The sequence below is a fragment of the Paenibacillus sp. MZ04-78.2 genome, assembly GCF_024213375.1.
GTDB lineage: Bacteria > Bacillota > Bacilli > Paenibacillales > NBRC-103111 > Paenibacillus_G.
In genome coordinates this window covers 1-23,035 of the sequence record NZ_JANAVJ010000019.1, presented here as the reverse complement: position 1 = coordinate 23,035, position 23,035 = coordinate 1, and the positions used below count along the sequence as shown (strand labels likewise).

The window sequence follows — 23,035 nt, the reverse complement described above, 5'->3', positions numbered from 1 at the left end:
TGCGACCGGTGACAGCAAAGTTACAGCGAATCGCCGAGCTTGCCGCGAGTACGGCCCACGCGGTTTCGGATCATCCCGAGCGCTGGGCCGATTTTTTACGGACGGCAGCCTGGAACTACAAGTATCCGTTTCAGGATCAACTGTTGATCTACGCGCAGCGTCCAGATGCTACAGCCTGCGCGGCGATTGAAATCTGGAACAAGCGGTTGAACCGCTGGGTAAAGCGCGGCGCAAAAGGCATCGCGTTGATCGAGGATCGGGGCAGTTCTTTGGGGCTGCGTCATGTCTTCGATGTGTCAGACACGCAGAGCCGAAGCCGACAACCGGTCCCCCTGTGGCGCATGGAGGAGCCGGATACGGAGGCCGTCATTGAAACGCTTGAAAATGCGTTTGGAAGTGAATCGGGACCGGGGATGGAACTGGTTGACGCGCTGTTGTCCGCTGCCCGAAACGCGGTGGAGGATCATAGCGGCGATTACGTGCGGATGCTGCTCACCGAACGCGACAACAGCTTGCTGGAAGAACTGTATGAGCCGCATGTAGAACTGCTGTTCAGGGAAGCCGCACAACACGCGGTCACCTTTATGGCGCTGACACGCTGCGGTTTGGACCCCTCCCATTACATCAGCGTTGATGATCTGTCCGGCGTCGGTTATTTCAATACGCTTCCTGCGCTCTCCCATTTGGGCGCGGCGATCAGCGACGTTGCGGAAACGATGTTGCGAGAAATCGAGTCTACCGTTCGGGCAATGCGCCGCGATGAGCAGCGGAAAAAAGAGCGTCAGGCGAACCGTACCGTTGCAAGGCCGGAATCCATGCCGCACAATGAAGCTAAATCACGCGAAAGGATGATGGAACATGGAACTGACCTACACGCCGAGCGGGGATTACCTGCTGCCCGACCTGACGCTATCCGAACCGACGAGCATCGGGAAATATGGGATGTTGCGCAAGACGTTTCTCAAGGAACAACGGAGGGGAACTTACGCCCATCTGATGCTGTCGGAGACGCTGAACCGGCATCTGACGGACATCGACCGAACAGCGCGGGAGCAGATCGACCAGACGATGCAAAAATTGATCCGGCAACATCCGGCCCCAGACAAGGGGAGCGACCCGATGGGCTGGACGGGTCACATGAACAGCCTGAAGCAACAGGCGGAGGAATTGATTCTCACAGAGCTGATTTATCATTAAAATGGTATGACCGGGAAACGGAGGACAAAAGTCTTCCGTTTTTTCATGACCAGGCGATCATCAACGAGATGCTTCGTTCCGCTCCGCTTGCAGAGAGCAAGGCGGCTATCGAAGCCTATTTCGAGGCGCAAGAGAATGAACGCGAACGAACGCTGCATATCCGTGGCTTGTTCCCTTTGGGAACAACGGAGTTAACCCTTGATGGTGACTTAAAGGCTGGGTTTGAGCCTTATCGCAACGTGCTGCATCTTTGGACGGGGACGGCTGAACAGCGGACAGCGCAGAGCTTTTACGATTGGTCGGTGATTGCCGGTCATATCGCCAATATGGTACTCCTTAACGAGTTTGATCCTGCTCGAAAGGCGATACCTTCTATTTGGCAACAGACATTATGGATGGAACAAGCGGAGAGCGAACGAGCCTCCGCTTTTTCACTTCCACAAGCGGCAATCGACGCCGTTCTGCAAAACGGCAGCGGCTTTGAGAACGGGAAACTTCGCATTGCGCTCTTTTTCCAACAGTCGTTATCTGGACAAGAAAACGCGGATTTTCTGAAACGGGAATATGGGACTGGCGGACGCCTTCCAGCCCTGATCGGCACGGATATTCATGAAAACCACGATACTAAGGGGATTACGCTGACACGCGGTTCCATTATGAACCCGGTTGTTCGGGTTGTGTTGCCGTGGATCAAGGTACAGAAGCGTATCGGCGAGTTGCTGGCAGTGGGCCGCTACCTGAACCGTCAGGAAGAAGAGCGATTGCCTATCTATGCCGAGCAGCAGGAGGAGAAGCGCAGGCAACGAACTTCGGAAACGACGGAACACATCCAACCGCTATCAGAATGGCAACCGGATGAGTCACAGCAAACGCAAACGACAAATCGGGTTCATGCGCACTATGCTTATGCCGAGGGCAGCAAAGTCTTTATCGGTGCGGATGAATACGAAATTGCGCAACTTGAGCCGCGAAAGGTTGTGCTGCAGGACGTCCAATTTCCGTTATTCATGCAGGAAATGAATCGCCGGGATTTCGAGCGCATTCTGCGCGAGAATCCGCTGAACGATCATCTGATTTCCGACCAGCAGGAATTGGATTCGGAACAACCGGAATGGGATACGGAACTGGTGGACGAACCGGAGCAAACAGCACGAGCAGAGGATTTGGAATTGGCTCCCGCTCCTGCCTCCGCCGCCTCCGAGATTCCGCATGAACCGGCTCCGGTCAGCAACTACCGGATCACGGATAACGATTTAGGACATGGCGGCGCGAAAACAAAGTTTAAATGGAACGTGGAAGCAATTCGGCTGCTCAGACAACTGGAAAAGGATAATCGTCAGGCGACAACGGACGAACAGGCCGTGCTTGCTCGTTATGTTGGCTGGGGCGGACTTCCACAGGCATTCGATGAAGGGAATCCGCAATGGGGAACGGAGTATGCGGAACTGCGAGATTTACTGGACTCGGAGGAATATGAATCCGCTCGCGCCTCCACGCTGAATGCGCATTACACCTCTCCGACCGTCATCAAGGCGATGTACGAATGCTTGGAAAGAATGGGCTTTCGTAGCGGTAATATTTTGGAGCCGTCTTGCGGTATCGGCAATTTTTTCGGTCTGTTGCCAGAGTCATTTAAGGATGCCCGGCTGTTTGGTGTGGAGTTGGACAGCATCACTGGGCGCATCGCGCGGCAGCTTTACCCGCAAGTTTCGATAGCCGTTAGCGGCTACGAGCAGACCAGCTTGCCAGACAGTTTTTTTGACCTTGCAGTTGGTAATGTCCCGTTCGGCGGTTATGGCGTAGCCGACAAGAAGTACGACAAGCACAAGTTTCTGATTCACGACTATTTTTTTGCAAAGACGCTGGATAAGGTTCGTCCTGGCGGAATTATCGCCTTTGTTACTTCTAAAGGCACAATGGATAAGCAAAACCCATCCGTCCGCAAATACATCGCGGAACGGGCCGCGCTGCTCGGTGCGGTGCGTCTGCCCAGCAATGCTTTTCTAGCTAATGCCGGAACCGAAGTGACCGCCGACATTTTGTTTTTGCAAAAACGGGATCGCATAGTGGCGGTAAGCGAGCAAACTGAGGAATGGCTTTCGCTCGGTGTTACGGCAGAAAATGTGCCGGTGAATAGCTACTTTGCAGCCCGTCCCGATATGGTGCTCGGCACGATGGCCTTTGACGACCGGATGTATGGCAACCAGCAGGAAACGACCTGCCGGCCCAACCCGGACGCTCCGCTGGACGTGCTGCTGCGCGAAGCACTGGCGAACATCCATGCGGAGTGGGTCGAGTTGGAACGGGAGGAGCAGCCGGAGGAGGAGGAAGCCTCCTTGCCTGCCGACCCGTCCGTTCGTAATTTCAGCTTTGCGCTGGTCGAAGGACGCATCTATTTTCGGGAAAACAGCCGAATGCGGCCTGTTGAAACTTCGACCACGGCGTCGGGCCGCATCAAGGGCATGATACAGCTTAGAGACACGGTTCGCGAACTAATCGATTATCAGATCGAGGATTACAGCGACGAGATGATTCGGGAACAGCAGCGCAAGCTGAACACGCAATACGAACGATTCACAGCGCAATACGGTCTGATTAACAGCCGCGCCAACAGCCTTGCTTTCTCCGATGACAGTTCATACTTCCTCCTTTGTTCTCTTGAAGTCGTGGATGAGGAAGGGCGGTTGCTACGCAAGGCGGATATGTTCACGAAGCGTACCATTCGGCAACGCACCCACATTAAACAGGTGGATACGGCTTCGGAGGCGCTGGCGGTTTCTATCGGTACGAAAGCTCGCGTCGATCTGCCGTATATGGCAGAGTTGACAGGGCTCGCGCAGGAACAGCTTGTGACGGAGCTTCGCGGAGTGATCTTCCCAAATCCTGAAAATCTGGACGAAGAAGGACAGCCGGTATACGAAACAGCGGATGCGTATCTATCTGGCAATGTTCGTGACAAGCTACGCGTTGCCAAACAGTTCGCCGCTTATGAAGCCAAACGTTACAGCGAAAACGTCAATGCGCTGGAAAGTGTGCAACCAAAGGATTTGGATGCCTCGGAAATTGACGTGCGGCTGGGCGCAACTTGGCTGCCGCCGGAAGTCATTCGGGAATTCATTTTCGAACTGGTAGATACGCCGTACATGTACCAGTCTTACATCAACGTGATGTATTCCGGCTACACAGCAGCTTGGAACGTCAAAGGCAAAAGCGATGATCGCAGTAACAATATTAAGGCAAATGTCACCTATGGCACGAATCGCATCAATGCGTACAAAATTCTCGAAGACACGCTGAATCTGCGGGATGTGCGGATTTTCGATACGGCCATCGAAAATGGCGTGGAAAAGCGTGCGCTGAACAAGCAGGAAACGGCTATCGCACAGCAAAAGCAGGAAGCCATGAAGGAAGCGTTTCGGGACTGGATATGGCAAGATCCGCAGCGCCGGGAGCGTCTCACGCATTTGTACAATGATCGGTTCAATTCCATCCGTCCACGCGAGTATGATGGAAGTCATATTCGCTTCACCGGAATGAACCCGGAAATCCGGTTGCGGCAGCATCAGGTCAATGCGGTTGCCCGAACGCTCTATGGCGGCAATTCTCTGTTTGCCCATTGCGTCGGCGCGGGCAAAACCTTTGCAATGACCGCCGCGGCCATGGAAAGCAAGCATTTGGGTCTCTGCAACAAAAGCATGCTGGTTGTTCCTAATCATCTGACAGAGCAATGGGCGGCGGAATTTTTGATGCTCTATCCGTCCGCGAACGTACTGGTCGCCTCCAAGAAGGATTTTGAAACGAAGAACCGGAAGACGTTCTGCGCACGGATCGCCACTGGCGATTACGATGCCATTATTATTGGCCACTCGCAGTTTGAAAAAATTCCGATCTCGGCAGAGCGCCAGCGGCAGCAATTGTTCGAGCAAATTGCCGAGATCACAAGTGGCATCCGCGAGCTAAAGGAAGCCAAAGGTGAACGGTACGCCATCAAGCAGTTGGAAAAGACCAAGAAGACGCTGCAGGTCAAGCTGGAGAAATTGAACGACACGAGCCGTAAGGATGATGTGGTCAACTTTGAGGAACTCGGCATCGATCGATTGTTCGTCGACGAAGCAGACTCGTATAAAAATCTGTTCCTGTATACGAAAATGCGCAACGTCGCCGGGTTGTCGCAAACCGAAGCGCAAAAGTCATCGGACATGTTTGCCAAGTGCCGCTATCTGGACGAATTGACCGAGGGAAGGGGCATTATTTTTGCCACGGGTACGCCGATATCCAACTCCATCACCGAGATGTACACGATGCAGCGCTACTTGCAATACGAGCGGCTACGAGGGCAAGGCTTACAACACTTTGATTCATGGGCTTCAACATTTGGAGAGACGGTCACGGCGATTGAGCTTGCACCGGAGGGAACGGGCTATCGCGCTAAAACGCGGTTTGCCCGTTTTTATAATTTGCCGGAGTTAATGAACGTCTTTAAGGAAGTGGCGGACATTCAGACGGCGGATATGCTCCAACTTCCGGTTCCCAAAGCACACTTCCACAACATCGCTGTGCCTCCGAGCGATTTTCAGCGTGAGATGGTTTCTGATCTCGCTCGTCGTGCCGAAATGGTACGAGCGAAGCGCGTAGAGCCGCACGAAGACAACATGCTCAAGATCACAAACGACGGGCGCAAGCTGGCTCTCGATCAGCGGTTGGCCAATCCGATTTTACCCGATGACGAAAGCAGTAAAGTAAGCGCCTGCGCAGATAACGTCTATCGGCAATGGGCAGACAGTCGGGAGCAGCGGCTTGCGCAGCTGGTCTTTTGCGATCTTTCGATCCCTAAGCAGGATGGCACCTTTAATGTATACGACGAACTACGGCGTAAGCTGACGGAGAAAGGCGTTCCGGCTGAGGAGATCGCCTTCATCCACGACGCCAACACGGAGGTAAAGAAGAAGGAACTGTTTGCTAAGGTACGAACGGGGCAGGTTCGTGTTTTGCTTGGATCGACGTTCAAGATGGGGGCTGGGACAAATGTGCAAACCAAGCTAATTGCACTGCACGACCTTGACTGTCCGTGGCGGCCGCGCGATCTGGAGCAGCGCAGCGGGCGGATTATCCGTCAGGGCAATCAGAACAGCGAGGTTCACATCTTCCGTTATGTCACAGAGAACACGTTCGACGCTTACCTTTATCAAACGCTCGAAAACAAGCAACGGTTTATCTCACAGATCATGACCAGCAAATCCCCGGTTCGGTCTGCCGAGGACATTGACGAAACGGCTTTGTCCTATGCCGAGGTTAAAGCGCTTGCGACTGGAAATCCGTACATTAAGGAAAAGATGGATCTCGACATTCAGGTATCGAAGCTCAAGCTGCTCAAGGCGAATCATTTAAGCCAGCGTTATGCGCTGGAGGATCGGCTGCTCAAAATGCTGCCGCAACAGTTCAAGTCAACGGAGGAACGCATTGCTGGGTATGAGCAGGACGTGGCCTTGTTCATGCGCGCCCAAGCGTCGGAAAAGGCTAGCAGCGACGATTCCCGTTTTCCCGGTATGACCATCAAAGATTACACGTACTCGGAACGTGCTACGGCGGGCGCTGCCCTGCTGGAAGCCTGCAAGGGCATGACCTCTCCCGATCCGCAGGAGATCGGCTGCTATCTCGGTTTTTCCTTATGGCTATCCTTTGACAGTTTCATGAAGGAGTACAAGGTGACGCTGCGCGGCGCATTGGGCCATACGGTTACGCTTGGGCTGGATACAGGTGGCAATATCACGCGAATAAATAATACATTGTCGGATTTGTCGAATAAGCTTGCCTATTACCGTGACCAACTCTTAACACTCATGCAACAAATGGTGACGGCGAAGGAGCAGATCGAAGCTCCGTTCAAGCAAGAGCAGGAGCTGCAAACCAAATCTGCGCGGCTTGCAGAATTGAATGCGCTGCTGAACATGGACAAACGGGAAAACGAGGCCGTGGACAGCGCGTCGGATGAAGAACCTGAGCTGCCGGAGCGAAAGGCTGTCAATCGTGAACGCTAACCAGCAAATGTTCTTCCACATGTTCTTGACAGGCTTTTTATTTTTTCGAAAGGAGTGAGGCTATGAGCTACGTCACCAAAGAACAAATCGAACGTGCAAAGCAATTGGACCTGCTCACGTACCTGCAATGCTTCGAGCCTTACGAACTTGTACGGTGCTCGCGCAATGTCTATTCAACTCGAACTCACGACAGCCTTAAAATCTCTAACGGCAAATGGTTCTGGTGGTCGCGAGGGATTGGCGGGCGCTCGGCACTGGATTATCTCATTAAGGTGCGTGGCTTATCGTTCCCCGATGCGGTATTGCAAATTGACGATAATTCGCCCGTCTATATATCTACGGCTGCGCCAATCGTTTCTTCAATTGCTCGGCTGGAGCTTCCCGAACCGTATGAAACTTCAAATCGTGTCATTGCTTATCTTTGCAAACGCGGCATTTCACGCGACGTAATCGATTTTTGTCTTGACTCGGGACGCCTGTACGAAAGCAGAATGTACCATAACGCGGTCTTTGTGGGGTTTGATTTGACAGGCGCTCCGCGTTATGCGGCGATTCGCGGGACAACCAAAGCTCGCTACATGGGTGAAGCGTCAGGCAGCGATAAACGGTATTCGTTCGCTATACCAGCCGATGACAACGGCTCCGAGATGCATTTGTTTGAAAGCGCAATTGACCTATTATCGTACTGCACCCTTGCTGCAATCTCCGGGAAGGACTGGCGACAATCGCATCAATTGTCGTTGGCCGGGATATACAGCCCAAAAGAAAAAAAGGATGAAGGCCTTGCACCGGCAGCACTCACCAACTATTTGCAAAGCTATCCGGAAGTGGAGCGCCTGGTGCTTCATTTGGACAACGACGAACCGGGCCGTTCTGCGGCAGCAATGATTAAGCAATTACTCAGCCAAACCTACGAGATTTCCGATGAACCGCCAATCAGGAAAGACGTTAACGACGACCTGAGGATTTATCGTAAACAGCGCGAGGAGCCAACTCGTTAGCACCCGCTCGGTACAATGGTATTCAGAGCAGTGTCGGGCGAAAATAGAGGTGGCTTCAAAATTCTGATTCCAAGGAGGTAGGGCATGAGCGAACAGGACAATAATGAGCTGGCTGAGGAGATTGAAAAAGCACTTTTGGAGGCAGAGGAAGAAGCGCGAAACGATCCGACACGTTTAGACCATCAAACGGTGATGACCAATCTACGCCGGGCAATATGCCAGGAAAGTTGATGGAAGCCAACCACCATAACGTTTTACACGAAGACGCTGAGCGATCAGCGTCTTTCGTCTTTTCGATGCCCTTCCCCTTTTTCCCGGGAGGTGTCTTTCAGGGCAACGCGAGACGATTGTCTCGTGTTGCAGCAAGCACTGAATTTGGTCTCCCAAATTCGCTTGTTAGGGGCAAGCCCCTAATACCCCTATCTCAACAGCACGCTGTTTTATCAAGAATATAGGTTTCAACAAGGATCGGTATTTTTCAGAAACGCCAGAAACCATTTAGCGTTTCATTCGGGCTATTTCCTTTGAAGAAGGAAGTGAACATATGAGAAGACGAGCGATTCGCATTCAGGTATGGGTGAACTATGATGAAAACACTAGACTCCAAGCGAGCGCGAAAAAATCGGGACTTTCACAGGAGGGTTATATTCGATCTCTCATTAATGGCTATGTTCCGAAGGCGATGCCGCCAAAAGACTATTTCGCGATGATGCGTGAACTGCACGCTATCGGCAATAACCTTAACCAATTGGCCGCGAAGGCGCATGCGACCGGACATCTGGATCGTGGAGCATTTCAGCAGGAGGCTGATCAATTGCGCCGCGCTGTCCAGCAGATTCAACTGGCCGTGACAGCACCGGAACCGAGAACCGTACCACAAGGAAATCCTAACGTACATCCGCCGTAAAGGGGACAGCGCATATGGCGACAACCGCAAAATGGGACGTTACCGACCGTCTCAAGCGAGTGCTGGATTACGCCACCAATCCTGATAAGACCGATCAAGCACGTGAAGAGCATGATGACTTGCAACTGGTGCTCGCTTATACCAGCGCGGATGCCAAGACGGAAAAACAGCTTTACGTGAGCGGGATCAATTGCGATCCGCTTACCGCTTACGAGCAAATGCAGCGAACCAAGCGACAATATCAAAAGACCGATGGCATTGTGGCTTTTCACGGGTATCAGGCGTTTGCACCGGGTGAAACGACGCCGGAAATGGCACACGCCATTGGCGTCAAACTGGCGCAGGAGCTATGGGGGGAGCGCTTTGAAGTCGTTGTAACGACCCATTTGGACAAGGAGCATTTGCACAATCATTTCGTACTTAATGCGGTATCGTTTCTGGACGGTAAACGCTATTACGATAACAAAGCCTCTTACGCTCTTATGCGGCGAGCATCCGATCGACTTTGCCGGGAGCATGCCCTATCTGTGATCGAGCAGCCGGAGCCGGGTAAGGCCAAGCATTACGGCGAGTGGCGAGCGGAGCAGGAAAACAAGCCGACCTGGCGTGGTTTGATTCGCGAGGACATCGACGCCGCTATCGCCGCTGGCATGACGATGACGCAATTCTTCACGATCCTTCAAAAGCAGGGTTATGAAATAAAGTCGAACGTAAAGCATTTGGCGGTACGTCCGCCGGGCAAAGAGCGGTTTGTTCGATTGTGTAGTCTTGGCGATGAATACACGGAGCATGCGATTAAGCAACGCATTCTGCAAAACCAGTTACCGCAGCGTCAGCCACCCATGCCGTTGCCGCGGCGCAGGCGAGCCGTCATCGTTCGCAGCACCGTACACATCGGACGCAGATTTAGCGGTCTGCAAGCCTTGTATCTACGTTACTTATTCAAGATGGGTATTCTGCCCCGTTCCCGCGCGTCCAGTAAACGGACGTCTTTTTTATTGCGTGAAGACTTGCGACACCTGAAGGCCATCACGGAGCAAACCAAGCTGCTATGTCGGCATCGTATTTCCACTACGGATCAATTGACGGGTTATCTTGACGGACTGCAAACGGAGTTGAAACAAGGATACGGCTCCCGCAAAATGCTGTACAACCGCCTTCGCCGTTGCCAGCATCCCGAGCGAATCGAGCTGTACAAATCGCAAATTGCTGAACTTTCCCGACAGCTCGCGAAGCTCCGAAAGGAGGTGAGGCTTTGTACGGGCATCCTTGCCCGATCCGGCGAACTGGCAAACAAGCTGCAACGTAACGAGGAAGACCAATCGACACGAAGGGAGGCCAATGTCCATGAGCAGTGGAACCGAGGCGGCCGATCAGGTCGTCAGTATGAGTCTCCGTGGCATTGAGGTCATGGCGAAAATTTCCGGCGAAGGCGCGAAGCATCTGGCTGTTTATTTGTTCGCCGCCCTGCAAGGGCAAAAGCGAACAAGAGGCCGCATTCGTCTTGAAAGCTTGCTGCGCAGTGGCAAGGAACTGAAGGTGTTTGCAGTACGAAATGAAGACTTGCCGACTTTTTGCAAAGAAGCGAAGCGGTATGGTGTTCTCTATTGCGCGCTGCGTGACAAGAAAAACGTGGACGGGCTTTGTGATGTGATGGTACGAGCCGAGGATGCGTCCAAAATCAACCGGATCGTTGAACGCTTCCAACTGGCGACGGTAGATACGGCCAGCATTAAGAATGAAATTCAGCAATCACGCAATCAAAAACAGACGGACGACGTCAAAACCGTACAATCACCGGAGCAACATGCCGTGACACCCGAGGAAGGAGCCAGCGAGCCGCTAGCTTCAAGCGAGGGAGCGGCAGTCGCCAGTGAGGATTTTTTGGACGAACTGTTGGGAAAGCCCGAGCCATCGGCGGAAGTTCAGCCGGTAAACGAGCAGCAGGGAACCGATCATCCGGCAGTCGAGGAGCGGGTGGCCGAGCAAACGGAACCGGATCGTCCGCTTCCCCTCCCGCCGACAAAGGAGGAGAGGACAATGGAACCGTCCTCTCCGTCCGCGCCTACCTCCGGGCGCAGCGTAGCATACGAAAAGGTTACGATTGACCCCGAAAAGCCGAAGGAAAAAGTGTCCGTCCGCCAGTTACTCCGTGAAATTAGGGAAGAAAACCGGGCAGCAGAAACAAGGCGGCGGCAACGTGAGCAGGAGCCGCTGTTGCCTAAGCGAAGGGATCGCGGGAAGGCGGCGTCCAGCGGTAAAGCGTCCGTCCCGACGACCAGGAGTCGAAAGCGAGGGAAATCGAAATGAGCGAACTGGACGAGTTATTCCAGTCCCAAGTCACTACTACCTCCGCTCAGCGTGAGCAGCCGTTCGACAAAGAAGCGTGGGCGCAAAAAAAGCAAGAGCTGCGGCAGTGGACGTATGAGACGATTGACACTACCACAGCCGCCATTGCTCAAAACGGCGAACAATTTCAGCATTATCTGGACGTACAAAGCCGCTTTGATCTCTACAGCGTCGCTAATGCGCTGCTTATTCTGGCGCAGCGTCCGGATGCCACTCGAATTGCCGATTTTGATAGCTGGAAAGAACAAGGCGTCTATATCCGTCGCAAGGAAACCGGCTTTTACATCTTGGAGCCAGGCGAGGAATACAAGCGGGAAGATGGGAGTACCGCGGTTAGCTACAATCCCAAGAAAATGTTCGACGTTGCGCAAACAACCGCGCAGAAAAAGGAGCCGCAAGCCTACCCGGATGATCGCACACGCATAAAGGCGTTGATGGACCGCTCACCTGTTCCGATTGCGATTGGAGAAGCCCTGCCAGCGGAAGTCCATGCGCTTTATCAGCCGGATACGCGAAACATCGTGATACGTCGTGGACTTGGGGCCGATGACATTTTTCGAGCGCTCGCGCAGGAACTGGCGCATGCAGAGATTGATCGCGGTCATAACAACTACAGTCGTTCTGATTCCAATTTCCAAGCTTACTGCTCCGCGTATATGCTTTGCAAAAAGTTTGGCGTCGAGACGACCTCTTTTCGCTTCGGTCGGGTATCCGAACGGCTCAAGGATATGGAGCCGCAGCAAATCCGCGCCGTGCTGACGGTTATGAAGGATGCGGCACACGACATTTCACGTCGTATGCACCGTATGCTGGCCCAGCAGCGACAGCAGCAACCGGGTCGCAGCGATTCCACCCGCTAGTAGTGGCACGAATCTGCTTTTCATTTTTCTGTTGGGAGGAATGGCGATGAAGGAGGAAGAACGCATCCTGAGAATGGATCATTACGAGCATGGCATTGTCATCAACGCCCTGAATGCGCTGCGCAACGATTTGATCGGCCAGCAGAGGCCGACCGATCCTGTTGACGATTTATTGCTCAAAGCGATTGACGCTCCCTATCAAAAAATAAAGCGCCGGAGTCATCATGCGGCGCGCTGAAACCGCAAGGAGTAATCTCTTACTCTTTGCGGTTTTTTTTATTCCTGTCATGTGGGCGGCGTTGCTTGCCGCCCCCGCTTTGTCTAAGGGATTACCGGCACTTCTGCTGTATCTCAGCGAAGCGATCTATCATCCCTTTCAGATTCAATGGGTCGATGATACGCCACGAAGCTTGTTTTTGTTTTCTCTCATTTACGCCGTTGCGGTCGGCGCATATCTAGCGTCGCCACGCAATTACCGCCGTCGAGAGGAACATGGCAGCGCTAAATGGGGTAAAGCGAAACCGATTAATGCCAGATATCGAAGCAAACAACCAGAACAAAACAAGATTTTGACGCAGCAGGTACGCATCGGCTTGGACGGCCGCAAGCACCGCCGGAACTTGAATGTCCTTGTCGTGGGAGGTTCCGGGTCTGGCAAAACAAGGTTTTACGCCAAACCGAATGTTATGCAGGCGCATACGTCCTTTGTCGTGCTTGATCCAAAGGGTGAGATTCTTCGCGATACCGGCCATCTGCTCAAGTCCAAAGGCTACGACATCAAGGTGCTGGACCTCATCAATCCGCACCGTTCGCATGGTTACAATCCATTCGCCTATTTGCAAGACGACAAGGATGTTCTCAAGCTGGTTACCAATCTGATTCGCAATACGACTCCTAAGGGCAGCAATACAAACGATCCCTTTTGGGAGCGTTCTGAGACCGCTTTGCTGGAAGCGCTCGTGTTGTACCTCCTGTATGAAGCGCCGCCGGAAGAGCAGAACTTTCCGATGGTGATGGATATGATCGCTGCCGCTGAGGTGCGGGAAGAGGACGAAACGTACCAAAGTCCACTTGATGAACTGTTCGAGCGGCTGGCCATGCGCGACCCAGAACACCTTGCCGTCAAGCAGTACAACATTTTCAAGCTGGCGGCGGGCAAGACGGCCAAGTCCATTTTGATTGGCCTCGGCGTTCGGTTGGAGAAGTTCAACTTGCATACGATTGCGGGGATGAGCCTGGTCGATGAAATGGAATTGCCCGATATGGGGGAGAAGAAGACGGCGTTGTTTGCCGTCATTCCCGATAACGACAGCAGCTTCAATTTTATTGTAGGCATGCTGTACACACAGCTTTTTCAATGCCTTATGTATGAAGCGGACTATCGGCATGGCGGACGGCTGCCGGTGCATGTTCACTTTGTCATGGACGAGTTCGCCAATGTAGCGCTCCCCGACGAATTTGACAAACTGCTCTCCACAATGCGTAGCCGGGAAATTTCCGTGTCGATCATTTTGCAAAATTTAGCGCAGCTCAAGGCGTTGTACAAGGACTCGTGGGAATCGATTGTGGGCAACTGCGATGAGTTTTTGTACTTGGGCGGCAACGAACAGTCCACCCACAAATACGTCTCGGAGCTGCTTGGCAAGGAAACGATTGACACCAATACCTACGGCCAGAGCAAGGGGCGAAACGGCAGCTATTCGATCAATTACCAGCAGTCAGGACGTGAATTGCTCACGCCTGATGAGGTGAGGTTGCTGGATAATCGCTTTTGCTTGCTCTTTATCCGAGGCGAACGTCCAGTCCAGGACGACAAATATGATTTGCTCAGGCATCCCCATGTCTCGCTTACGACAGATGGCAGCGGTCTTCCCTACCAACATGGCGGAACGGAGCACGCTTTGGATTGGCAATCCCTGCTCCTTCATGAAAATGGGGATTACGAGCTGCTGTCGGAGGAAGAAATGGAATCGCTATTTTTAGGAAGGGAATGATGAGCTTGAAATTCAAAATGAAGCGGCTGCTGGCCCTGTACGTCATGCTGATCTTAGCGGGAACCGTATTCACCTCTACCGCTTATGCAGAAGGCGATCCGATGACGACAGTCAACAACCTATCCACTTTTATATTCGGTTTAATCCGTGCGATTGGCATGATTATTCTAGGTTTTGGCATTGTTCAGATTGGATTGTCGCTAAAGTCCCATGACCCTTCCCAGCGCGCAAACGGGTTTCTGACACTCGCCGGAGGGGTCATTATTACGTTTACGAAGGAAATTCTTGCCCTGATTGCCGGATGAGTTTGTAGCTTTGCATAGGGGGGGCGGACGATTTGTCTGTCCCCTGTTTACGGAAGGGGTGAGAATATGGCAAAAAACAGTTGGGTTATCGACAATCTCGAAAATGCCTTGGATACCTGGAACGACAAGATGAATGAAATTTGGCATCTTGTTACGCAATCGCCAGCGGATTTTAAGGGTGGCGGCGTATGGCGTGTGATTATTGATATTCATGGTGCGTTGCAAGCTACGGGTTTGGCACTCCTAGTCTTATTTTTTGTGATTGGTGTTGTGAAGACGACCGGCAGCTTTGCGGAAGTGAAAAGGCCGGAGATGGCCGTCAAGCTGTTTATCCGCTTTGTGCTCGCCAAGGCGGTCGTAACCTATGGGCTGGAGTTGATGATGGCTCTCTTTACTATTGTACAGGGGATCATCTCAACGATGATGGGACGCTCCGGGTTCGGAACGTCAGAGGCTATGGCCTTGCCGGATACGGTAGCGCAAGCGATTGAAGACGTTGGCTTCTGGCAAAGCATTCCACTGTGGATCGTCACCATTCTCGGCAGTTTGTTCATTACGGTGCTATCCTTTGTGATGATCCTTTCGGTGTACGGGCGCTTTTTCCGTATCTATTTGTATACGGCAATAGCCCCCGTTCCGCTGTCCGCATTTGCGGGGGAGCCAAGCCAAAATATCGGCAAGTCGTTCCTGAAAGGGTACGCGGCAGCGTGTCTGGAAGGAGCGATTATTGTACTGGCTTGTATCATCTATTCCGCTTTTGCCACCGCTCCCCCAGCCGTCGATTCTAGTGCGGGCGCGGTTACGATGGTGTGGACGTATATTGGGGAACTCATTTTCAACATGCTCGTTCTTGTCGGTACGGTAAAAATGGCAGATCGCATCGTGCGCGAAATGATGGGACTGTAACCACCTTGTGAATGATGGGAGTTATCGGATTGCTGTCAGAAAAAGCTTCAATAGCGCCAAAGCATCCTTACGCTGCTTCTCTGTGCATTGATTGAGCGCAGCCATAATCAATGCTGTTTCATCGTAAGGTGTGGCGCTCTCCTCTTGACCCAGAAGCAATTCATTAGGAGAAAGCTTGAGCAAATTGCAAATGCTGAACATCGTTTCAATGGACATCCCGGCTTTACCTCGTTCAATATCGGCGCAAAATCTTGGGACCCGTCCAATTCGTTCAGCCAGTTGTTCACGAGAAATTTCCAAAGCCTCTCGTTGCTTCCGAATGCGTTGCCCCACCTTCTTTTTATCGTAACCAATCATCAAGCGTCACCTCTTTAAAGGGGATGAGTTTATAACTCCCATTATGGAGAAGCACACAATTGACATAAATGAGATTAAAACTTACCATCGAAGTAGTCTTCTAACATACACCGTGTTTCATTCAAAAATGTCGGCTCTCACAATAAAAACGGGAGGATGGATAAATGAACAAATTATTAAGAGAGCTGGAAGAGGAGCGGCGAAAGCTGAATACGCTTGGTGAACAGTTAATAAAGCAATCCATTTCTTTATCCGGCCATCAAGCATTTCAAGAGCAAAGTCAGAAGGTCGATCAGCTAGTAGCCTGCTACCATCAAATGAAAGCCAAGCAGAAGCAGCAGGTAAGGTAAAAGAGTTGTGGGGGGAAGCAGGTAATGGAAATTCCACCGTGGTTTCGAACAGCTATTCAAGGTCGATTGGACTACGTTTCTGCAAGATTCGAGCATCATCCTGATCTCAAGCGTGTTCGTGCTGAAGAAAAGAAGGCTTTTCAAGTCTTATTTGTTGGTATGGATATTGGTCGTATGCCTGAATTTGAAGCTTGGGAGGACAGACATCATTTTAAACAATCGATTATCAATGAGTGGTTATATTTGCAAGGGATGAAAGATGGCTTTCAGCTTGCTGTGGAACTATTGAGCAATCCTGTGCCATTTGATGACGACACACTGTTCAAACCTGAACGCAACGAGCCTGAGGCGTAGACTGCTCATCCGGGAGGGATAAAAAGTGGAAGTGAAAATCAACCGGGAAATCCGGGATTATACGGAAAGCTTGTTCTTCGGACTGTCCTTGCGGCAGTTCTTTTTTTCTATTCTGGCGGTCGCTGCGGCGATTGGACTGTATTTCGGGCTGCGCAGTCATTTCGGACTGGAAACGCTCAGTTGGATGTGCATATTAGGGGCAGCTCCCTGCGCCGCGCTCGGGTTTATCCGCTATCACGGTATGACGGCGGAGCAACTATTGTGGGCGTATGTGAAGTCGGAGTTTCTGATGCCAAGACGGCTTGTCTTCCGCTCGACCAACATATACTACGAAGCGCTGAAAGGAAGCCTGCACAAGCGCGAGCAAGAAAGGATGAGGCGCAATGATTAAGACGCTCAGGCGCACCATGAAGCAGGACAAGGAACGCTCTGTCATTCCGAAAAGCGTACAACAAGCGATCCCGATCCGCGCCATCTGGCCGGACGGGATTTTTGCTGTCGGCAACAAATTCTCGAAGTCGTTCCGTTTCGCGGACATCAACTACGCTGTCGCATCGAGAGAGGACAAGGAGATGATGTTCCTTTCCTACTCCGAACTGCTTAATTCGTTTGATAGCGGCGCGACGACGAAGATTACAATTCACAATCGGCGGCTGAATCAGGCAGATGTGGAACGTTCCATTCTTATTCCGCTCCAGCACGACGGGCTGGATGTGTATCGGCAGGAGTACAACGACATGTTGCTTGGTAAAGCGACAGATGGCAACACCAATGGGACGATTCAAGAGAAATACATCACCATCTCTGTAGTTAAAAAGAACGTGGATGAAGCCCGCCATTACTTCGCGCGGGTTGGCACGGAGCTGACGGCACATTTCTCTCGTCTCGGCTCGAAATGTACCGAACTTGATGCGACTGACCGCCTGCGCATTCTGCATGACTTCTTCCGGATTGGCGAGGAAGCCGATTTTCGCTTCGACATGCAGGAGATGATGCGCAAGGGACACGATTTCAAAGATTACATTTGCCCGGACACCTTCGAGTTTGCCAAAGATCATTTTCGGATGGGCGAATACTACGGTCGGGTCATCTTTCTGCGTGATTACGCCAGCTTTATCAAGGGGCAGCGACGGCAAAATCGCAACAACAACTTTTCTGCTGTCATCCCTTACGACATGGAGCAGCAGCGCAAAGAGAGCAAGGAATTTCTTAGCGACCTGACCACGCGCGACCAGCGGATGATGTTCGGGCTACTTACGATGGTGCATGTCGCGGACAGCAAAGAACAACTCGATAGCGATACGGAGACATTACTCACTACGGCCCGCAAGCATTTGTGTCAATTTTCCACGCTCTCCTATCAGCAAATGGACGGATTGAATACGGTGCTGCTGTATGGGCTGCGAAAGGTTCATGCTTTGCGGACGCTCACAACTGAAAGTACGGCTGTCTTTATCCCGTTTCGAGCGCAGGAGATCATGCATCCAGACGGCATTTATTATGGGCAAAACATCATCAGCAAAAATATGATTGTCTCCAATCGAAAGCAACTGCTGAATGGAAACAGTTTTATCCTTGGCGTATCTGGTTCCGGTAAAAGCTTCGCCGCGAAACGGGAAATCGTCAACCAGATATTGGCGAGCGATGACGACGTTATCCTGATTGACCCGGAGCGGGAGTATTCCGCTCTGGTAACTGCGCTGGGTGGCGAGACGATTCACATATCCGCTACTTCGTCGAACCATATCAATGCGATGGATATGAACCGGGATTATGGCGACGGAGCCAATCCGATCATTCTTAAGTCGGAATTCGTCCTGTCGTTATGCGAGCAGTTGATCGGTGGACATCATCTTGGAGCCAAGGAGAAGTCGCTCATCGATCGCTGCACCGCCGCTGTGTACCGCAAGTATTTGCGGAGCAACTATAAGGGACAACCGCCGACATTGCAGGATTTTCGCGCGGAACTGCTCAAGCAAGCAGAACCGGAGGCGCAGGACATCGCGCTGGCCATTGAATTATTTACTTCCGGAAGTCTGAATACGTTCGCCCAATCGACCAACGTCAACGTCCACAATCGGCTCATTTGCTACGATATTCTCGACTTGGGCAAGCAGCTTCTTCCCATCGGCATGCTGGTCGTACTCGACAACATCTTGAATCGGATTACGCAAAATCGCGCTAGAGGCAAGAATACGTTTATCTTTATTGATGAAATCTACCTTTTGTTCCAGCACGAATACAGCGCCAACTTTCTGTTCACGCTCTGGAAGCGTGTCCGAAAGTATGGCGCTTTTTGCACAGGTATTACGCAAAATGTGGACGATCTGCTGCAAAGCCATACAGCCCGCACTATGCTCGCAAACAGTGAATTTATCGTCATGCTGAATCAGGCCAGTACCGACCGGATGGAGCTTGCCGAGCTGCTCAACATTTCGGACCTGCAACTGTCCTACATTACGAATGTTGACGCCGGGAATGGTCTGATAAAGGTCGGCAGTTCCCTCGTACCGTTTACCGACAAGTTTCCGCGGCACACGAAACTGTATAGCTTAATGACAACGAAGCCTGGGGAGTAACGGAAAAACAGCAGTAGGCGGCTGATCGCCAACAAGATCAACCGCCTGAACTAATTATCATTTTCTGGCACTAGCAAATCCCCCCAATGCGGTAATCTTGTCGTTGCTTGGCTTCGATATGTTGCAGCATCTGTTGCAGGTTGGCTTACTTTTCGTCGCCGAACAAATCATAAACGCTCATAATAAGTCCGCTTCTATTCTGGGATATTTCCGGCGTTCGGATCTTGCACCGCTCGTAAGGACGTGCTTATATGTTATTGTTGATGTCAAGTAAATTTTCACTATTTATTTCTCATTGATTTTTAATGTCAGTGGCTAAAAGCAGGCTGTGAAAGGGTTTGCGCTTTCCTTGGTAAGTGTTGGTTTAATCATTTGTGGTATGGTGTTCTTGGGATACCCACATAAACTTTAAATCAACATAAGGAGGGCAAGAACAATATGAACATCACGAAAAGCACCAAGAATAGCCGCATCGGCAAAACTTTAATGGGAATCACTCTCAGCCTCTCGATTGCTTTTTCCGGAAGTATGCTATTTGCTTCACACCCGGCCTATGCTGCTGCTTCCAACACTTCCATCGCAGATAGTGTTATCGCAACAGGGAAACAGTATTTAGGAGTTCGTTATCAGTTTGGCGCTCCAGGGGGACGAACCGATGTATTTGATTGTTCCTCATTTACTCAATATGTATTCAAGCAAAACGGTATAAATCTTCCCCGTTCTTCGAGACAGCAGGCTACTGTAGGTACGGCTGTTTCCAAAGATCAATTGCAACCGGGCGACCTGATTTTCTCAGATACGAATCGAGATGGTGTAATTAATCACGTAGGTATTTATATGGGCGGTGGACAAGTCCTGCATACCTACCGGGTCGGGATAGGGGTTACGATTTCCAATTTCGCAGGCAGCACCTGGGATAGAACCTTTGTTACTGCACGTCGCGTCATTTCAGGTAACGGACAAGCCACTGAGGCGCCGCCGACTCAACCAGCTGCTAATCAACCTCAACCTGATCAAGTCATTCCAGTGAAAAAACACAAAAAAACTTCAACTCACTGGAAAGAATCGAGCCGTACGGAATCTGAAAACCAACAGGGAGAGAACTAAAATGCCATTCAAAAGCAGAGCTTCGAAAGAAGCTCTGCTTTGCCCTATAATATCTCACGAGCGGTTACATATCGTTTCAGCCAATACGGGCTTCTCCATTTCGTAACAGTGACACCGGGAGGGGATTTATACGTATTGATCATCTTGCCGCCTCCGATATCGACGCCAACATGGCCAATCCGATTATCGGAATATCGATCTCTCCTGAAAAAGATCAAATCCCCTGCTTCTATTTCTTTTTGGGTAATCCTTCGACCATATCGAGCTTGTGAGCTAGAAGTTCTGGGCAATCCAACTCCATTTTTTCCAAATATATATTGGGTAAAAGAAGAACAGTCGAATCTTTTGCTTCTGGGATACGGCCCGGCACCGAACTGGTAACGAGTCCCCATCAGGCTTCTACCTAGTGCAATAATTGCGGGAGCCTTTTCCGGTTCTTGTTTTATTTTCGCCTTTTCGGATGATTTTACTTGGGGGACTGCATCGAAATCAATCGTAGGGATCGTTACTTTTATGCCTGTAGGAATCGGTTCCTTTAAATTTTTATTGATAGAGAGAAGCTTTTTGACCGAAGTATTCAGCAATCTGGATAGTTTTTTAACGGTGTCGCCTTTTATCGTGATGATATAGCGTCCGGGTTGCCGTATGGATACACGCTTAGCTTTCCTGTTAACCAAGAAATCGACGTTCAAAAGCCGGTTTACAGAACGGAGACTAATGAAACGTTCCTTGTTGATCATGATTAGGGGATCAATTCGGAATGAGACACCTTCTCTTTTTGCAATAGGACCGTTTTTGGGAATTGTCACGAGCTCCGAGCCATCTGTGATCAACATGCTGTTTGTGCTATTTTTAAAAATATCATATTCCAATATTTCCATTACATCTTTTAGCGGCAAATAATTCAATGTATTTCTTGTGATTAAGCTGATGTTCGTAAACACTCTTTTTTTTCGTGTGAAAAAATCTTTTTGAAATAAGGTGAGGGTCACGTTTAACTTCATGATTGCCATCAGTTGACCTCCTTGTATATTTGAATTATCCGAGAACCAATTGTTTTTATGGAAAATCTCCGTTTTACTGTTGTAACGCCTAATTTTCCTAAAGCACGGGCTTTTTTTGGATTTCTTAATAGGCTGTTAATGTCTGACGAAAGTTTTTCGGGTGTGATCGGTGAAAAAGCTCCGTGGTCGCCGAAATGACATTGAACCATCTTATCTATATTTTTCTGCTGTACGATACCACAGTACCCTGCAACGCCTGCAGCAACAACCGGTTTTGCACATGCCATTGCTTCAAGTGCAACGCGTCCCGTTCCTACAACAACATCCGAGACATAATAGGCATGTTGGATATTAGACATCGGAGGAAGAATGATGATTGCTGTTCGACCAAGACGACGATTGACTTTAGCCGCAAGCTGAACCAGATTTGAACGACTAGGCCCGGGACCAACTAGAACGGCTAAAAACTGACGGTTGTATTTAGCGATTCGTTCTGCTGCCAAGACTACATTTCTGGCTATGGGATATTTATCAGGCGAGAATCTTCCGGCGTATACAAGAATTTGGGCAGTTTGTGGTAAACGGAGCGCCTTTCTCCAATGGTTTTTATTCGCCGCAGGACGGAACGTTGCTATGTCAATTCCATTTGGGATCATCTGAATCTTGTTCTTAGGAATTTTTTGATTCACTAACCATTTGGTCAGTTTTGGTGAAACCGCAATCAAGCGTTTGGAAGTACTTGCTGCCGATAACAGGCTGGCCCGATGATGATAAGTGCCATGTATAGTAATAATTAATGGGATTTTATGCTTTTGAGGTAAGGTTACTGCCTGAGCAAATGCATTGGAATCATGGGCGTGGATCAGGGTATACTTTTCTTTGACCAGGATCGAAGACAAGAAGGATATTCGTTTTGATTTTTTTCCAATTGGCACAACGTGAAGCTTAATCCCAGCTTTTTTAAATAAGTTTGCGAGTGGTCCTCCATCAGTTGCAACACCAACCTGAACCCCATGTGCTAATAAACTTCGCGAGAGAGAAAGAATATATTTTTCGGTTCCTCCAATATTCAACCGCGATACCAGCATTATAATTTTCATTTTTCACCATCCCCGACTCATCTGAATCATACAAGATGGTGTATATTATGAGAATTCTCCATTGCAGGGAAGGGCTTAAATCGACTGGTTAACGCCGGCCGTACGCTCTTTGATAACGACACATCTTTTGATATATACGCTTATCCTTCAATGTTTTAAATCCATAAATTGCGGGCTGGGGATTCGCTTCCAAAATCCACGGATGTAGCTTTCGGTCAATGCCGACATCCAGGCCGATCTCTTTAATCTTTGGAAACGTTTTGTTTAGCCGAATGGCAGCCTGATACCCTAAGTTTCTCAACTTTCTAGAGTATTCGGTAATGTTCGATACGTGCTTTTCTAATAAAAACTCAACCGGCTTGGAACTGCCCCCTTTGCAGACATTCGTTATGATTTTTTTCGGATGACCTAGACGGCCAATGACACCGGTCGTTTCCCATTTTCCCCTGGGATTTTTCTGTACCATGATTCTCAAATCAAAGCGACGACCGCTATGTTGTAATAAATTAATTCCGCGTTGAACAGCGTAAGGACAATTTTTGGTCTTTTTACTAGGGCGTGTCTGAAAACTATCTATTGCTTCAAAGAAGAAACCGTAGCATAATTTTACAGGGACGAGATCACGAG

At 50.4% G+C, this 23,035-nt stretch carries 20 protein-coding genes; 16 read left to right on the top strand and 4 right to left on the bottom strand.

Features of this window, described 5'->3' with window-relative positions:
* The first annotated feature begins 8 nt into the window (after window positions 1-8).
* From NLX71_RS26835 to NLX71_RS14995, 11 genes are all read left to right on the top strand, one after another.
* Entirely contained in the window at window positions 9-7,235 is a 7,227-nt protein-coding gene (locus tag NLX71_RS26835; protein ID WP_483874629.1) for a DEAD/DEAH box helicase family protein, read from the top strand.
* Between the two features lie 62 nt (window positions 7,236-7,297).
* Window positions 7,298-8,236 carry a DUF3991 and TOPRIM domain-containing protein gene (locus tag NLX71_RS15040; RefSeq protein WP_254364532.1) on the top strand — a complete coding sequence of 313 codons (939 nt, stop codon included), beginning with the start codon at window positions 7,298-7,300 and terminating at the stop codon, window positions 8,234-8,236.
* 84 nt (window positions 8,237-8,320) lie between these two features.
* On the top strand, window positions 8,321-8,467 hold the full coding sequence (locus NLX71_RS15035) for a hypothetical protein (protein WP_254364530.1): 147 nt from the start codon (window positions 8,321-8,323) through the stop codon (window positions 8,465-8,467).
* Between the two features lie 313 nt (window positions 8,468-8,780).
* Window positions 8,781-9,143 (top strand): plasmid mobilization protein, encoded by a 363-nt coding sequence (locus tag NLX71_RS15030; RefSeq protein WP_254364528.1) that lies wholly within the window; start codon window positions 8,781-8,783, stop codon window positions 9,141-9,143.
* Window positions 9,144-9,157: 14 nt separating this feature from the next.
* Entirely contained in the window at window positions 9,158-10,549 is a 1,392-nt protein-coding gene (locus tag NLX71_RS15025) for a relaxase/mobilization nuclease domain-containing protein (RefSeq protein ID WP_254364527.1), read from the top strand.
* A complete protein-coding gene (locus NLX71_RS15020) occupies window positions 10,491-11,453 on the top strand; it encodes a DUF3801 domain-containing protein (protein WP_254364525.1) in 963 nt (320 codons plus the stop codon). The genes NLX71_RS15025 and NLX71_RS15020 overlap by 59 nt, the downstream gene beginning before the upstream one ends.
* The gene (locus NLX71_RS15015; RefSeq protein ID WP_254364524.1) at window positions 11,450-12,352 is read left to right on the top strand and encodes a hypothetical protein; all 903 of its coding nucleotides are present in this window, start codon (window positions 11,450-11,452) and stop codon (window positions 12,350-12,352) included. The genes NLX71_RS15020 and NLX71_RS15015 overlap by 4 nt, the downstream gene beginning before the upstream one ends.
* 46 nt (window positions 12,353-12,398) lie before the next feature.
* Entirely contained in the window at window positions 12,399-12,590 is a 192-nt protein-coding gene (locus NLX71_RS15010; RefSeq protein ID WP_021877380.1) for a hypothetical protein, read from the top strand.
* Window positions 12,591-12,669: 79 nt separating this feature from the next.
* Window positions 12,670-14,346, top strand: a complete 1,677-nt coding sequence (locus NLX71_RS15005; RefSeq protein ID WP_254364522.1) for a VirD4-like conjugal transfer protein, CD1115 family — start codon at window positions 12,670-12,672, stop codon at window positions 14,344-14,346.
* On the top strand, window positions 14,346-14,651 hold the full coding sequence (locus NLX71_RS15000; RefSeq protein WP_036632213.1) for a hypothetical protein: 306 nt from the start codon (window positions 14,346-14,348) through the stop codon (window positions 14,649-14,651). Before NLX71_RS15005 ends, NLX71_RS15000 begins: the two co-directional genes overlap by 1 nt.
* A gap of 66 nt (window positions 14,652-14,717) precedes the next feature.
* The gene (locus tag NLX71_RS14995; protein WP_254364520.1) at window positions 14,718-15,557 is read left to right on the top strand and encodes a VirB6/TrbL-like conjugal transfer protein, CD1112 family; all 840 of its coding nucleotides are present in this window, start codon (window positions 14,718-14,720) and stop codon (window positions 15,555-15,557) included.
* Window positions 15,558-15,578: 21 nt separating this feature from the next.
* Here NLX71_RS14995 and NLX71_RS14990 read toward each other — a convergent pair whose 3' ends face one another.
* Complete coding sequence (locus NLX71_RS14990; protein WP_254364519.1) at window positions 15,579-15,914, bottom strand: helix-turn-helix domain-containing protein; 336 nt, start codon at window positions 15,912-15,914, stop codon at window positions 15,579-15,581.
* Window positions 15,915-16,078: 164 nt separating this feature from the next.
* Between NLX71_RS14990 and NLX71_RS14985 the strand changes: the two genes are divergently transcribed.
* The 5 genes from NLX71_RS14985 (at window position 16,079) to NLX71_RS14965 (ending at window position 20,304) form a co-directional block, all read left to right on the top strand.
* The gene (locus NLX71_RS14985; RefSeq protein ID WP_254364517.1) at window positions 16,079-16,264 is read left to right on the top strand and encodes an aspartyl-phosphate phosphatase Spo0E family protein; all 186 of its coding nucleotides are present in this window, start codon (window positions 16,079-16,081) and stop codon (window positions 16,262-16,264) included.
* Window positions 16,265-16,288: 24 nt separating this feature from the next.
* Entirely contained in the window at window positions 16,289-16,618 is a 330-nt protein-coding gene (locus NLX71_RS14980; protein ID WP_076119667.1) for a hypothetical protein, read from the top strand.
* 25 nt (window positions 16,619-16,643) lie between these two features.
* Window positions 16,644-17,009 carry a PrgI family protein gene (locus NLX71_RS14975; RefSeq protein ID WP_254364515.1) on the top strand — a complete coding sequence of 122 codons (366 nt, stop codon included), beginning with the start codon at window positions 16,644-16,646 and terminating at the stop codon, window positions 17,007-17,009.
* A complete protein-coding gene (locus NLX71_RS14970; RefSeq protein ID WP_254364510.1) occupies window positions 17,002-19,197 on the top strand; it encodes a VirB4-like conjugal transfer ATPase, CD1110 family in 2,196 nt (731 codons plus the stop codon). Before NLX71_RS14975 ends, NLX71_RS14970 begins: the two co-directional genes overlap by 8 nt.
* A gap of 438 nt (window positions 19,198-19,635) precedes the next feature.
* Window positions 19,636-20,304, top strand: coding sequence for a C40 family peptidase (locus tag NLX71_RS14965; RefSeq protein WP_309248956.1), 669 nt, complete (start codon window positions 19,636-19,638; stop codon window positions 20,302-20,304).
* Window positions 20,305-20,348: 44 nt separating this feature from the next.
* On the opposite strand, the gene NLX71_RS14960 is transcribed toward NLX71_RS14965, so the two are convergent.
* From NLX71_RS14960 to NLX71_RS14950, 3 genes are all read right to left on the bottom strand, one after another.
* Window positions 20,349-21,317 carry a C40 family peptidase gene (locus NLX71_RS14960; protein ID WP_254364509.1) on the bottom strand — a complete coding sequence of 323 codons (969 nt, stop codon included), beginning with the start codon at window positions 21,315-21,317 and terminating at the stop codon, window positions 20,349-20,351.
* A complete protein-coding gene (locus tag NLX71_RS14955; protein WP_254364507.1) occupies window positions 21,317-22,408 on the bottom strand; it encodes a glycosyltransferase in 1,092 nt (363 codons plus the stop codon). The genes NLX71_RS14960 and NLX71_RS14955 overlap by 1 nt, the downstream gene beginning before the upstream one ends.
* An 88-nt stretch (window positions 22,409-22,496) precedes the next feature.
* Window positions 22,497-23,035 (bottom strand): YheC/YheD family protein (locus NLX71_RS14950; protein ID WP_254364506.1); only part of this gene is annotated, 539 nt, incomplete at its 5' end.